Here is a 13327-nt window from a genome sequence, read left to right on the forward strand (position 1 = left end):
ATACTGTTCGCTCTCTGTTTTGCGTAGGCTGCGCACTGTGCAGAGATGGCGAAGTCTCGACGAGGTGCCCGCGGACTGGGGGCGGTGTGTGCTCACGATCGGCGTATTCGACGGTGTGCATCGCGGCCACGCGCAGCTGATCAGCAGGGCGGTGAAGTCCGCGGCCGCTCGGGGTGTTCCGGCGGTATTGATGACCTTCGATCCGCACCCGATGGAAGTGGTCCGGCCCGGTTCGCATCCGGCGCAGTTGACCACGCTGACCCGGCGTGCGGAATTGGCCGAGGAGCTCGGCGTCGACGTGTTCTGCGTCATGCCCTTCACCCAAGAATTCATGAAGCTGACCCCAGCGCGCTACGTGCACGACCTGTTGGTCGAGCGCCTACATGTGACCGAGGTTGTGGTCGGTGACAACTTCACCTTCGGTAAGAAGGCCGCGGGCACCGTCGAGACCATGCACGAGCTGGGTGAGCGCTTCGGCTTCGAGGTGGACGGTGTGAAACTGCTCGGCGAGCACGCGGTCACCTTCTCCTCCACCTATATCCGGGCCTGCGTCGATGCGGGCGATATGGCCGCTGCCGCGGAGGCGCTGGGCCGTCCGCATCGGGTCGAGGGCGTGGTCGTGCACGGCGACGGCCGCGGCCGAGAGCTCGGCTTCCCGACCGCGAATATCGCACCACCCATGTACGCCGCGATTCCGGCCGACGGCGTCTACGCGGGCTGGTTCACCGTGCTCGGCCCCGGCCCGACCATCGGCACCGTGACGCCTGGGGAGCGCGCGATGGCCGCGATCTCGATCGGCACCAACCCCACCTTCTCCGGGCGGGCCCGCACCGTCGAGGCCTACGTGCTCGACGGTGAGGCCGATCTGTACGGCCAGCACGTCGCAGTGGATTTCGTCGAGCACCTGCGCGGCATGCGCAGATTCAATTCCATCGACGAACTGCTCGCGGCCATGTCCCGCGACGTCGGGAACGCCCGCACGGTGCTCACCGCCGCTGACTCCTGACCGGATTCGGTGTCTGCGGAGGTCTCGGGTAGGGTGGATCCTCGGGTTTGCTGCGGTCCGCGGCGGCACCCGGCCGGGTCACCGGAAACCTCGAGCGCGGAACTGAGAAATAGGAGTGGATGCCCCCATGGCGCTGACCACCGAGCAGAAGTCGGCCATTCTCGCCGAGTACGGCCTGCACGAGAAGGACACCGGTTCCCCGGAGGCGCAGATCGCGCTGCTGTCCAAGCGGATCGCCGACATCACCGAGCACCTGAAGAAGCACAAGCACGACCACCACACCCGCCACGGCCTGATGGCGCTGATCGGTCGTCGTAAGCGTCTGTCGAAGTACCTCGCCGACAAGGACATCCAGCGCTACCGTTCGCTGATCGAGCGCCTGGGTCTGCGTCGGTAATATTTTTCGGCGCTGCGTGTTCGCGGCCCTCTGGTGTCTCGACGCCGAGCGGCCGAGACTCGTGACTTCGGCGCATGCGCTTGGGCCCACTCGGCCATGAACGTCGCTCGTACGACCCGCTCCGCGGTGGCGGGGTTCGGAATGAATGGTCCCGACACGCTGCTTACCCGAGGCGGTCGATCAGGTAGCCAACGGGGAGAAGTACAATCTCCCCGTTGGCTATATGTGTATGAGGGGTATTCGCACCCTGTTTGCACGACAACATTGCACAGCCGTATGCACCCGCCCGCGTGGCGTCGGTCTTCGGTAGTGGCCTCCCGGCAGGCGCGCAGTCGCCGGCGGGCTTCGATCGATGACCGCCTCCGCGTCGCCGTTTCCAAGGGGATCCGGCCGGGTGTGCGCGTCGCAGCCAGGAGGGTTGTCGCGCGTCCGTATCCGGTACGGCTGACGACAGCTGGATCGCGCCCACCAGGCGCTCGATCCAGCGAAGACGAGAGGTTGAGAGCAGAGAAATGTCCGAAACAACTACAACCTCGGCCATCGAGGTCGAGCCCGGTGTGTTCGAATCCGTCGCGTTGATCGATAACGGTACCTTCGGAACCCGCACCGTCCGCTTCGAGACCGGCCGTCTGGCCCGCCAGGCCGCCGGTTCGGTCGTCGCCTACCTGGACGACGAGACCATGCTGCTGTCCGCGACCACCGCGGGCAAGCACCCCAAGGATCAGTTCGACTTCTTCCCGCTGACCGTCGATGTCGAAGAGCGCATGTACGCCGCGGGCCGCATCCCGGGTTCGTTCTTCCGCCGGGAGGGCCGCCCCTCCACCGATGCGATCCTGACCTGCCGCCTGATCGACCGTCCGCTGCGACCCTCTTTCGTCGACGGCCTGCGCAACGAGATCCAGGTCGTGGTCACCGTGCTGAGCCTGGACCCGAACGATCTGTACGACGTGGTGGCCATCAACGCGGCCTCCGCGTCCACCCAGATCGCGGGCCTGCCGTTCTCGGGGCCGGTTGGTGGCGTGCGGATCGCGCTGATCGATGGCCAGTGGGTCGCCTTCCCGACCGTCGAGCAGCTCGAGGGCGCGGTCTTCGACATGGTCGTCGCGGGCCGGGTCGTCGAATCCGGCGACGTGGCCATCATGATGGTCGAGGCCGAGGCCACCGAGAAGGTCATCGCCCTGGTCGCCGACGGTGCGCAGGCACCGACCGAGGCCGTGGTCGCGCAGGGCCTCGAGGCCGCCAAGCCGTTCATCGCCCGCCTGTGCAAGGCACAGCAGGATCTGGCCTCGCTGGCGTCCAAGCCGACCGAGGAGTTCCCGCTCTTCCCGCCCTACGAGACCGATGTCTACGAAGCCGTCGAGGGCACCGCCAAGCGCGAGCTGGGCGAGGCGCTGAGCATCGCGGACAAGCAGGAGCGCGAGGCGAAGATCGACGAGATCAAGCTGGATGTGCTGACCCGCCTGGCCGACGATTTCGCCGGTCGGGAGAAGGCGCTGGGCGCGGCCTTCCGCTCGGTCACCAAGAAGCTGGTGCGCCAGCGCATTCTGTCCGACGGCTTCCGCATCGACGGTCGCGGTCTGGCTGATATCCGTGCGCTCTCGGCCGAGGTCGCGGTGATTCCGCGGGCCCACGGTTCGGCGCTGTTCGAGCGGGGCGAGACCCAGATCATGGGCGTCACCACCCTCGATATGGTGAAGATGGCCCAGCAGGTCGACTCGCTCGGCCCGGAGACCTCCAAGCGGTACATGCACCACTACAACTTCCCGCCGTTCTCCACCGGTGAGACCGGTCGCGTCGGTTCGCCGAAGCGTCGCGAGATCGGCCACGGCGCGCTCGCCGAGCGGGCGCTCATCCCGGTGCTGCCGAGCCAGGAGGAGTTCCCCTACGCCATCCGTCAGGTCTCGGAAGCGTTGGGCTCCAACGGTTCCACCTCGATGGGTTCGGTCTGCGCCTCGACCCTGTCGCTGCTGAACGCCGGTGTGCCGCTGAAGGCGCCGGTCGCCGGTATCGCCATGGGCCTGGTGTCGGACACCATCACGAACGACAAGGGCGAGGAAGAGGTCCGCTACGTCGCGCTGACCGATATCCTCGGCGCCGAGGATGCCTTCGGCGATATGGACTTCAAGGTCGCCGGAACCCCGGACTTCGTCACCGCGCTGCAGCTGGACACCAAGCTGGACGGCATTCCCTCGCAGGTGTTGGCCGGTGCGCTGAGCCAGGCACACGATGCCCGCACCACCATCCTGGAGGTCATGGCCGAGGCCATCGCCACCCCGGACGAGATGAGCCCGTACGCACCGCGCGTCACCGCGATCAAGATCCCGGTCGACAAGATCGGCGAGGTCATCGGCCCGAAGGGCAAGGTGATCAACCAGATCACCGAGGAGACCGGCGCCAATATCTCCATCGAGGACGATGGCACGGTCTACGTCGGTGCGACCAACGGTCCAGCGGCGCAGGCGGCGATCGACCAGATCAACGCCATCGCGAACCCGCAGCTGCCGAAGGTCGGCGAGCGCTTCCTGGGCACGGTCGTCAAGACCACCGCCTTCGGCGCGTTCGTCTCGCTGCTGCCCGGCCGCGACGGCCTGGTGCACATCTCCAAGCTGGGCAACGGCAAGCGCGTGGCCAAGGTCGAGGATGTGGTGAACGTCGGCGACAAGCTGCGCGTGGAGATCGCCGATATCGACAACCGTGGCAAGATCTCGCTGGTGCCGGTCGACGAGAGCGCCGACGAGCCCGCGGCCGCCGAAACCGCTGATGCGGGCACGGCGGAGACCGAGTAGTACTTGTCTCTGTGACGAAGAAGAAGACGGCAACCCCTCTGCTCCGCGGCGAGCAGGGGGGTTCGTCTCTGGAGCTGCGGATGGACCAGGTGCGAGGCACCGACGCGGGGGTGCGGCGCACCGTATTACCCGGCGGGCTGCGCGTGGTCACCGAACATGTGCCCGGCGTGCGTTCGGCATCGATCGGCATCTGGGTCGGCGTCGGCTCGCGCGACGAAGGACCGACCGTCGCGGGTGCCGCGCATTTCCTGGAGCACCTGCTGTTCAAGGCGACTCCGACGCGTTCGGCTTTGGATATCGCGCAGGCGATGGACGCGGTCGGCGGCGAACTCAACGCGTTCACCGCGAAGGAGCAGACCTGCTACTACGCCCACGTCCTCGACGAGGATCTACCGCTGGCCGTCGATATGGTCTCCGATGTCGTACTCAACGGCCTGTGCCGGGCCGAGGATGTGGATGTCGAGCGGCAGGTGGTGCTCGAGGAGATCGCCATGCGCGATGACGATCCGGAGGATCTGGTCGGCGATGCCTTCCTGTCCGCGCTTTTCGGTGATCATCCGATCGGGCGTCCGGTGATCGGCTCCATCGAAACCATCGAGGCGATGAATGCCACGCGGCTGCGCGGGTTCCACCTACGGCGCTACCGGCCGGACCGGATGGTCGTGGCGGTCGCGGGAAATGTGGAGCACGACCACACCGTGGAATTGGTGCACCGCGCGTTCGCGTCGCGGCTCGACGTGGCCGCCGAGCCGGCCCGCCGTCGCGAGGGCCGTTTCCGGCCGCACAGCACACCTGAACTGCATTGGAGCCATCGCGACAGCGAACAGGCGCATCTGGCCTTCGGCGTGCGGGCCTTCGGACGGCACGAGGGGGATCGGCGCTGGCCGCTGTCGGTGCTCAATACCGTGGTCGGCGGTGGCCTGAGTTCGCGGCTGTTCCAATGCATTCGGGAGGAACGCGGGCTCGCGTACTCGGTGTACTCCAGCGTCGACACCTTCGCCGATACCGGCGCGTTCTCGGTTTACATCGGCTGCCAGCCGGAAAACCTCGGCAAGGTGGCGACACTGGCGCGCGGCGTGCTGGAAGAGATTGCGGCCAACGGCATTACCGACGCCGAGTGCGCGCGGGCCAAGGGCTCGTTGCGTGGCGGACTGGTGCTCGGCCTGGAGGATTCGGCATCGCGGATGAACCGGATCGGTCGCAGCGAACTGAGTTACGGCAATCACCGCAGCGTTTCGGAGACGCTGACGCGCATCGATGCGGTGACCACCGACCAGGTTTCGGCGATCGCCCGCACTCTGCTGGCGCGACCGTTCGCGGCCTCGGTGGCCGGACCGTATCGGCGCGCGCGGGATTTGCCCGCCGCGGTGCGGCGATTGGTCGCCGGCTGAGGTAGATCACCATGGTGGCCGGTGTGATTCGCGCCGGCCACCGATCCGATCGGGGTGGATATGACGCGAGCCACCCGCGGGTTGGCTCAGTCGCCGCAGGCGCGGTTGGCCGCCTCCACGATCGAGGGCAGCAGTCCGGGAAGGGCATTGTCGAGATCCTCGGAGCGCAGGCGCTGGCAGGTCTGACCGTCGATAATCAGTCGCTCGATGACACCGGCTTCGCGCAAAATCTTGAAGTGATGGGTGGCAGTCGACTTGTTGATCACCTCGTAGAGCGCACCGCAGCGCACGGCCGTACCCGCATTGCTGAGCCGTCGCACCATCTCCAGCCGCACCGGGTCCTGCAGCGCGCCGAGCACAGCGGGTAACGCGGCAACCGGTGGCGCCTCGGTGGCCGATTCCTTGGTTTCGGTCATGATCTACCTCACAGTGGTTTGATGACCATCGTACCGGCTGTATCGTCTAGCTAAGTTCGATCATCATCAAACTTACCTGATCGGGGTTTCCGATGGCAGCGACGATGATGGTGACGGCCGACCAGCAAACATCACAGCGCTGGGCCTACGCGCTGATTCTGGCGGCGAACGGGGTGGCGCTCGGTGTCTCGGGGGTACCCGCGCCGCTCTACGGCATGTACCAGAATCAATGGCATTTCACGCCGCTGACGACAACCTTCGTCTTCGCGGTCTACGCTGGCCTACTCGGCTATGGCGCTGCCGACCATCCTCGCCGGCTGGGCGGCCACGAATGGGGGCTGAGCCAGGTTTTCCCGTGGTTCGTCGGTGCGGTCGCATTCGCATGCTTGGTGGGGCCAGGACTGGGCCTGCGTCGGAATAAGCAATCGAAAACGCAAGGAGCGCAGGCGTAGCCGTAGCGACCGCTGAAGGTCACCCGAAAGGTAGCCGTTCGGCCCGGTAGTCGGCGAGCGTCGATCCGGCTACCATGCGCTCATGCGATGGGGGCGGTTGGGCGAGCGACTACATCGCGCGGCATTGTTGCTCGCGGTGTTGTCTGCGGTTGTGGGTGGATTGGTAATCGCCGGGCTCACCTGGTGGTTTTTGTGGTGGACCTTGGGTGCGAAGGCTGAGACGCCGAATCAGTTGGACCTCACCAAGATCGCACTGTCGGTGGCTGCGGGGGTGGGCGGCGCAGTCGCGCTGGTGGTGGCATACCGGCGGCAGCGGGATTTGGAGCGGGGGCGTTTCGCGGAGTTGTTCGGCGCGGCGGCGCGGCAGTTGGGGGATACGGATGCGGCGGTGCGGATCGCCGGGGTGTATGCGATGGCCGGGGTTGCCGACGAGTTCTCGGCGCCGAGTCGACGACAGCAGTGCATAGATGTGCTTTGCGGGTACCTGCAACTGCCGTACGACCCGGCCGAGGGCTCGAATCATCTTGTCTCACGCGCCGAGTCGGCGGAGCAAGCCGGGACCAAGGTCGAGCGGGTGTACCAATTCCGGCAGAATGATCGGGACGTGCGCCGCGCGATCGTCCGAGTGATCGCCCAACACCTGAGACCATCCGCGGATATCTCGTGGTCGGCGTACAACGTGACCTTCCGGGGTGCGGTGCTGGAAACGGTTGATTTCCGGGACGCCGTATTCTCGGGGCGGCACACGGCGTTCGCCGGGGCGACATTCATCGGGCAGTCCACATTCGAGCGCGCGAGGTTCGACGGCCACCATGTCACCTTCCGTGGCGCGACCTTTCGAGATGGCCCGGCACTGTTCGACCATGTGAAGTTCGATATGGACCGAACCGACGTGCATGAAAAGGCAGGCAATGGAACCACTTTCGCGGATATCACCTTTGAGGATTCGGTGTCGTTCGAAGGCGCCGCATTCCATGGCCCACGCACCAACTTCAGCGGTGCTCGTTTCCTGGGTCCGCGAACCTCGTTCCAGGACACCGAGTTCCGTGCGGACTTGACCTCTTTCGAGGGTGCGGTCCTAGATGGTGAGCACATCGCCTTCGATCGCGCCGAATTCACAAGCACCCGCATCGCATTCACGGGCGCCCAGTTCAATGCCACCATAACCGCATTCGACGAGTCCCGCCTCGGTGCGACGAGTCGCTTGCGGAACAAAGGCACGCGTGAAACGGACTTCTCGCGCGCTGAACTGCACGGTAGCGTCCGCTTCCCGCGCACCGTGCTCGGCGGCCGCACTGTCGATTTCAGCGAGGTCGACTTCTTCGGCGATATCTCATTCCTCGGCATCCGCTTCGCCGCCCACGAGATTCACTTCGATCGTCCGAAGGCATGGGTGGGCATCCACTTCGACTGGGACGACGCGCCGACCCGCAAACCGACAAGCGTCAAACCGAACCCGTGGCCGCCGACCGCCACCGGGTAATCCTCAGCCGCTCGGGCGTGGGACTTCCAGACCGGCCAGGAGGGGCAGCATCCGGGTGGCTGCTGCCCCGAACGAGTGCGCTACTTCGGCCAGCCACCGTAGGGAACGGTGATCAGTTCCATGAAGTGTCCACTGGGGTCGAGGAAATAGACGCCGCGACCGCCATCGTTGTGGTTGATCTCGTTGACACCCTGTCGGCGGGGGTCGGCCCAATGTTCCAGTTTGTAGCGCCGGATCTTGGCGTAGGCCACGTCGAACTCGGCCTCGGAGATCAGGAATGCGTAGTGCTGGGGCTGGATTTCGGTGATATGCGGTGGCACGTTCGCGAAGTCGAAGGTGACTCCATTACCCGTCGGCAACGGGATGAACGGACCCCATTCCTTTCCCAATTCCAAACCCAGGATGTCCGACCAGAATTCGGCGGACACCCGATTGTCGCGGCAACCGACAATGGTGTGATTGAACTGGACAGAGGGCATCGCGGAGCGATTCCTCGAGGGATGGTGGTCGGGCGACTGGTGGGCCAGGGGACATCTCCTTGTGTGGTGACGGTCCCGACCCCGGGCTCGGTACAAGGCGGCCTACGGGAGCACCGTCACGGGCGTCGAGCTTAGCCAACCACACTCCACGGTGCCACTCCCGAGTGATGTGGGCCATGGTGGTCTGCCTGTGACGCCGCGCGGTAGCGTCGGGGGGTGAAGATTCGAGGGGCGGTCCTGGAGCGGATCGCAGCGCCCACACCGTTCGCCGAGTCGGCGCCGATCACCGTCTGTGAGCTGGACCTGGGGGAGCCGGGTCCGGGCGAGCTGCTGGTGCGGATCGAGGCCGCCGGGCTGTGTCATTCCGACCTGTCGGTGGTGGACGGAAATCGGGTTCGACCGGTGCCGATGCTGCTCGGACACGAGGCGGCGGGCATTGTCGAAGCGATCGGGCCCGGTGGCAGTGATCTCGCGTCGGGGCAGCGCGTGGTGATGACCTTCCTGCCGCGCTGCGGGGAGTGCGCGGGCTGTGCCGGTGACGGCCGCGCGCCGTGTGGTCCCGGCAGCCTCGCCAATAATGCGGGCGAGCTATTGAACGGCGGGCGGCGGCTGCACCGCGAGGGCGCGCAGGTGCACCACCACCTAGGCGTGTCCGCCTTCGCGACGCATGCCGTCGTCGATCGCCGATCGGTGGTTCCGGTCGATGCCGATGTGCCGCCGGAGGTTGCCGCGGTACTGGGCTGCGCGGTGCTCACTGGTGGTGGAGCGTTGCTCAATTCCGCGAAACCCGGTGTGGCCGACCGGATCATGGTGGTGGGGCTGGGCGGCGTCGGCATGGCGGCGGTGCTCGTCGCGGTGTCACTCGGCGATCACGAGGTAATCGCTGTCGATACCCTGCCGGAAAAGCTGGCTCTCGCAAAGGAACTCGGTGCCCGCGCCACCTACACACCGGCCGAACTGGTAGCGCAGGGCATTTCGGCCGATGTGGTGGTCGAGGCCGCGGGCAATGTTCGCGCCTTCGAAACCGCCGTCGCCGCAACGGCACCCGGTGGTACGACCGTCACGGTCGGATTGCCCGCGTCCGACGCACGTGCGAGCATTTCGCCCCTCGCGTTGGTCGCTCAGGGGCGCACGATCATCGGCAGTTACCTCGGCTCGGCGGTGCCTTCTCAGGATATTCCGGAGTATGTCCGCATGTGGCGCGAGGGGCGGCTGCCCGTCGAGAAGCTGGTGTCCTCGCATGTCGGGTTGGATGAAATCAACCGCGCTATGGATGAGCTTGCCGCCGGGCATGCGCTGCGGCAGGTGATTGTGTTCGATTGACATCCTCGATGGCCGAGAATATGGCCGACGCCTGAGCTGTGTCGCCGATCACCGTAGGTCAGCGGACCGAGCGGGCGGCGGGGTCGATAGGCTGGCGGGGTCAGCGGTGGAATTAGGAGGTGCGGTGACCATTCGGGTCGGAGTGCTCGGTGCGCGGGGGAAAGTCGGTCAGGCGATCTGTGCGGCGGTGCAGGCGGCCGACGATCTGGAGCTGGTCGCGACCGTCGACAAGGACGACTCACTGGAGTCGTTCACCGAGTCGGGTACCCAGGTGGTCGTCGACTTCACCAATCCCGATGTGGTGATGGGGAATCTGAAGTTCCTGGTGGAGCGCGGAATTCACGCGGTCGTCGGGACCACCGGATTCGATGAAGCCCGCTTGGACGAGGTGCGCGGCTGGTTGGCCGGGCGACCGGAGACGGGTGTGCTCATCGCCCCGAACTTCGCCATCGGCGCGGTGCTGTCCATGCGATTCGCCGAGCAGGCGGCGCGGTTCTTCGATTCGGTCGAGGTCATCGAACTGCATCACCCGAACAAGGTCGACGCGCCCTCGGGCACCGCGTATCGCACCGCGGGTCTGATCGCCGCAGCGCGGGACAAGGCCGGAGTCGGCCGCAGCCCCGATGCCACCACTCAGGAACTCGAAGGCGCCCGCGGTGCCGATGTCGACGGTGTGCGGGTGCATTCGGTGCGCCTGGCCGGACTCGTCGCGCATCAAGAGGTGCTCTTCGGCACGCAAGGCGAAACCCTCACCATCCGGCACGATTCCATCGACCGCTCCTCCTTCGCCCCCGGCGTACTGCTCGGCGTCCGTGAGATCGCGAATCGCCCCGGCCTGACCGTCGGGCTCGACCCGTTCCTGGATCTGTGACACAGGAACCGGTCCAGCCGGAGGACAAGGGCCCGGCAGACAAGGGCGCGGACACCGCCGCCGGCGGCAGTGACGTCCGCAAGGTCGTCGCATTCATCGCGGCCCTCGTCGTCGTGCTCGGCTTCTACTTCGTGCTGCTCGGCCGCATCGCGTTCAGCCTCATCGGGTCCGGCGACCTCGCCGCCGTCGGCATCGGCATCGGCGTCCTGATCCTGCCGCTGCTCGGCGTATGGATCGTCGTCGCCACCGTCCGCGCCGCCCTCGCCCACCAGCACCTCGCTCGCCGCATCCACGACGAGGGCCTCGAACTCGACACCTCGAACCTGCCTCGCCGCCCCTCCGGCCGCATCGAGCGCGCGGCCGCCGACGACCTCTTCGACAAGGTCGAACAGGAATGGGAAGCCGACCCTGACAACTGGCGCATCTCCTACCGCCTGGCCCGCGCCTACGACTACGCCGGCGACCGCGCCCGCGCCCGCGAAACCATGCGCCGCGCAGTAGCCCTGGAAAAACTGGACCGCACCCCCCGCAACCCGTAGCCCCCGGCACCTGGTCAGCGGATCAGCCTGCATCGGAGCAGGAAACCCCCGAGACGCCTGCCGACAAATGCATTCTCGTGGGCTGGAAGCGGTGCGCCAGCTGGACAGATCGGGCGGCGCCACAATCGGGATCAACTCCCGACGGAGGCGACAACGCCAAAGGGAAAGGCCCCCATACAGAACAGTCCCCGGTAGTCTCCATCGAATCGATGAGTCTCAGTCGTCGCTGACAACTCCGATATTCGACTGGCTTGCCGGGGGCCTGGCCAGATCCTTGAAAGTATCTCCTACGTCTTTGGACGTCTCCTCCGGCAATTCGGTACTTCCCGGTGTTCTGGTGTTCTTATTAGTTTCCTCCTTTTTTGCGGATAGTTCAATGCCTGGTGGTCAGCAAATTCAAATCGAATGCGGGGCCGCAGTACGCTGCTGGGTGTGCCTCGGCTGCTGATCATTCATCACACTCCGTCACCGCATATGCAGGCGATGTTCGAGGCGGTTGTCTCGGGGGCGACCGATCCGGAGATCGAAGGAGTGGAGGTCGAGCGCAGGGCTGCCCTCGCCGTCACCGCTAGCGATGTGTTGGCCGCCGATGGTTATCTGCTCGGTAGCCCGGCGAATCTCGGCTATATGTCCGGCGCGCTCAAGCACGCTTTCGACACGTTCTATTACCCGTGCCTGGACTCGACGCGCGGGCGGCCGTTCGGCTTCTATCTGCACGGTAATGAGGGCACCGAAGGGGCCGAGCGTGGCGTGCGCAGCGTGACCACCGGACTCGGCTGGGAGCAGGTCGCGGATCCGGTCATCGTGATGGGAGCGCCAGGTAGAGACCAGATCCAGCAGTGCTGGGAACTCGGTGCGACCGTTGCCGCGCAGCTCATGGGGTAATGCGCGTCGATACCGCGGGTGCGGTCTCGGTCTCGACGTAATCTGTCGTACCCCCGTGGCATTGTCGTGATCATGCGGACGATGAGTGCGGCAGCGGCGCGTCGGACGGCGCTGGCCGCGCAGGGTTTCGGGCGGCGTAAACCGGCCGCGCCGACCCGGCGGACGGTCCTCGACGTGCTCGGCAGAACTCAACTGCTGCAACTGGATTCGGTATCGGCGGTGGTGCGCGCGCACTATGCGCCGGTCTTCAGCCGGATCGGCGCATACGACCGGACGGTGCTGGATGAAGCTGTTTGGAGCAACGGTGTGCGACGCCCGCGGCGGCTGGTCGAATACTGGGCGCACGAGGCGGCCCTGATCCCGGTCGAAGACTGGCCGCTCATGCGCTGGCGGATGCGGAAATACGAACACGGCCGGTGGCACGGCATGCGCCGGGTGACCGAACGCAACCCCACTCTCGGCAAGGACATTCTCGACGTCATCACCGAGGTCGGCGCCGCCACCGCCGGTGAGATCGAGCGTCACCTCGAACTGGACAAGCCGCGCCCCAAGGGGTCCTGGTGGAATCTCAGCGATACCAAAATGGTCTGCGAGGCGCTCTTCGCCGCCGGTGCGCTCTCGGTCGACAAGCGGATCGGGTTCACCCGCCACTACGACCTGGCCGAGCGAGTCCTTCCGCCGGAGATCTTGGCGCGCAACGTATCCGAGGCCGAGGCGGTCCGGGAATTGGTGCTGCGCGCAGCGACCGCACTCGGCGTCGCGACCGAGACCGATCTGCGCGACTACTACCGCCTGCACCGCTCCCAAACCGAACCGGCCATCGCGGAGCTGGTCGATGCCGGGGAACTCGAACCGGTCGAGGTGGCGGGCTGGGGTAAACCGGCCTATCTACGGGCCGGAGCCTCGACGCCGCGCCGGATCGAGGGTGCGGCCTTGCTGTGCCCCTTCGATCCGCTCATCTTCTTCCGGACCCGCACCGAGCGGATCTTCGACTTCCACTACCGGATCGAGATCTACACGCCGGAACTCAAACGGGTGCACGGGTATTACGTATTTCCGTTCCTCCTGAACGGAGCGTTGGTGGGACGCGTCGACCTGCGTGCCGAGCGCGCATCGGGCAGGCTGCTGGTGCCCGGTGCGTTCGCCGAGCCGGGCCAGCGCACAGCCGAAACCGCCGCGGCACTGACGGATGCCCTCCGCGAGATGGCGGACTGGCTGGAGCTGGACGAGGTGGTCATCGGTGCGCGCGGTGATCTCGCACCGCTACTGTGAACTTCTCGCTAACTTCTGGAGGCGTCC

The 13327-nt window shown here is 66.1% G+C and carries 12 protein-coding genes and 1 pseudogene; 11 read left to right on the forward strand and 2 right to left on the reverse strand.

All coding sequences use genetic code 11. The features are described from left to right. The first annotated feature begins 37 nt into the window (after window positions 1-37). The 4 genes from ACW2Q0_RS13950 (at window position 38) to ACW2Q0_RS13965 (ending at window position 5580) form a co-directional block, all read left to right on the forward strand. Window positions 38-1006: a bifunctional riboflavin kinase/FAD synthetase gene (locus ACW2Q0_RS13950; RefSeq protein ID WP_457189972.1), complete on the forward strand. Its 969-nt coding sequence runs from the start codon at window positions 38-40 to the stop codon at window positions 1004-1006. A gap of 127 nt (window positions 1007-1133) precedes the next feature. Continuing rightward, complete coding sequence (gene rpsO / locus ACW2Q0_RS13955) at window positions 1134-1403, forward strand: 30S ribosomal protein S15 (RefSeq protein WP_062991119.1); 270 nt, start codon at window positions 1134-1136, stop codon at window positions 1401-1403. 512 nt (window positions 1404-1915) lie between these two features. Further along, complete coding sequence (locus tag ACW2Q0_RS13960; protein ID WP_457189974.1) at window positions 1916-4189, forward strand: polyribonucleotide nucleotidyltransferase; 2274 nt, start codon at window positions 1916-1918, stop codon at window positions 4187-4189. A gap of 80 nt (window positions 4190-4269) precedes the next feature. Further along, entirely contained in the window at window positions 4270-5580 is a 1311-nt protein-coding gene (locus ACW2Q0_RS13965) for a M16 family metallopeptidase (RefSeq protein ID WP_457189976.1), read from the forward strand. 86 nt (window positions 5581-5666) lie between these two features. Here the strand turns inward: ACW2Q0_RS13965 and ACW2Q0_RS13970 are convergent, their stop codons facing one another. Beyond that, on the reverse strand, window positions 5667-5996 hold the full coding sequence (locus tag ACW2Q0_RS13970) for an ArsR/SmtB family transcription factor (protein WP_457189978.1): 330 nt from the start codon (window positions 5994-5996) through the stop codon (window positions 5667-5669). 107 nt (window positions 5997-6103) lie between these two features. Between ACW2Q0_RS13970 and ACW2Q0_RS13975 the strand changes: the two are divergent. Both ACW2Q0_RS13975 and ACW2Q0_RS13980 read left to right on the forward strand, forming a co-directional pair. Further along, a pseudogene (locus tag ACW2Q0_RS13975) lies at window positions 6104-6274 on the forward strand (MFS transporter); the annotation flags it as partial. Between the two features lie 256 nt (window positions 6275-6530). Then, window positions 6531-7931, forward strand: coding sequence for a pentapeptide repeat-containing protein (locus tag ACW2Q0_RS13980; protein ID WP_457189980.1), 1401 nt, complete (start codon window positions 6531-6533; stop codon window positions 7929-7931). An 80-nt stretch (window positions 7932-8011) separates the two neighbouring features. Here ACW2Q0_RS13980 and ACW2Q0_RS13985 read toward each other — a convergent pair whose 3' ends face one another. Further along, window positions 8012-8410: a VOC family protein gene (locus ACW2Q0_RS13985; protein WP_457189982.1), complete on the reverse strand. Its 399-nt coding sequence runs from the start codon at window positions 8408-8410 to the stop codon at window positions 8012-8014. A 216-nt stretch (window positions 8411-8626) separates the two neighbouring features. On the opposite strand from ACW2Q0_RS13985, the gene ACW2Q0_RS13990 reads away from it, so the two are divergent. From ACW2Q0_RS13990 to ACW2Q0_RS14010, 5 genes are all read left to right on the forward strand, one after another. After that, window positions 8627-9733 carry a zinc-binding dehydrogenase gene (locus ACW2Q0_RS13990; RefSeq protein WP_457189984.1) on the forward strand — a complete coding sequence of 369 codons (1107 nt, stop codon included), beginning with the start codon at window positions 8627-8629 and terminating at the stop codon, window positions 9731-9733. A gap of 124 nt (window positions 9734-9857) precedes the next feature. Continuing rightward, window positions 9858-10604 carry a 4-hydroxy-tetrahydrodipicolinate reductase gene (gene dapB, locus ACW2Q0_RS13995; RefSeq protein ID WP_457189986.1) on the forward strand — a complete coding sequence of 249 codons (747 nt, stop codon included), beginning with the start codon at window positions 9858-9860 and terminating at the stop codon, window positions 10602-10604. Window positions 10605-10699: 95 nt separating this feature from the next. After that, window positions 10700-11143 carry a hypothetical protein gene (locus tag ACW2Q0_RS14000; RefSeq protein WP_457190085.1) on the forward strand — a complete coding sequence of 148 codons (444 nt, stop codon included), beginning with the start codon at window positions 10700-10702 and terminating at the stop codon, window positions 11141-11143. A 405-nt stretch (window positions 11144-11548) separates the two neighbouring features. Continuing rightward, window positions 11549-12028, forward strand: coding sequence for a flavodoxin family protein (locus ACW2Q0_RS14005; RefSeq protein WP_457189988.1), 480 nt, complete (start codon window positions 11549-11551; stop codon window positions 12026-12028). A gap of 72 nt (window positions 12029-12100) precedes the next feature. Further along, the gene (locus ACW2Q0_RS14010) at window positions 12101-13300 is read left to right on the forward strand and encodes a winged helix-turn-helix domain-containing protein (RefSeq protein WP_457190087.1); all 1200 of its coding nucleotides are present in this window, start codon (window positions 12101-12103) and stop codon (window positions 13298-13300) included. The last annotated feature ends 27 nt before the right edge of the window (window positions 13301-13327 follow it).

The organism is Nocardia citri (assembly GCF_054065835.1).

Bases quoted from the DNA above. Each gene is read 5' to 3' on its own strand.
- ACW2Q0_RS13985 (WP_457189982.1), bottom strand. From the start codon at position 8,410: ATGCCCTCTGTCCAGTTCAATCACACCATTGTCGGTTGCCGCGACAAT.
- ACW2Q0_RS14010 (WP_457190087.1), top strand. From the start codon at position 12,101: ATGCGGACGATGAGTGCGGCAGCGGCGCGTCGGACGGCGCTGGCCGCG.
- rpsO (WP_062991119.1), top strand. From the start codon at position 1,134: ATGGCGCTGACCACCGAGCAGAAGTCGGCCATTCTCGCCGAGTACGGC.
- ACW2Q0_RS14005 (WP_457189988.1), top strand. From the start codon at position 11,549: ATGCGGGGCCGCAGTACGCTGCTGGGTGTGCCTCGGCTGCTGATCATT.
- ACW2Q0_RS13960 (WP_457189974.1), top strand. From the start codon at position 1,916: ATGTCCGAAACAACTACAACCTCGGCCATCGAGGTCGAGCCCGGTGTG.
- ACW2Q0_RS13980 (WP_457189980.1), top strand. From the start codon at position 6,531: ATGCGATGGGGGCGGTTGGGCGAGCGACTACATCGCGCGGCATTGTTG.
- ACW2Q0_RS13965 (WP_457189976.1), top strand. From the start codon at position 4,270: ATGGACCAGGTGCGAGGCACCGACGCGGGGGTGCGGCGCACCGTATTA.
- ACW2Q0_RS13970 (WP_457189978.1), bottom strand. From the start codon at position 5,996: ATGACCGAAACCAAGGAATCGGCCACCGAGGCGCCACCGGTTGCCGCG.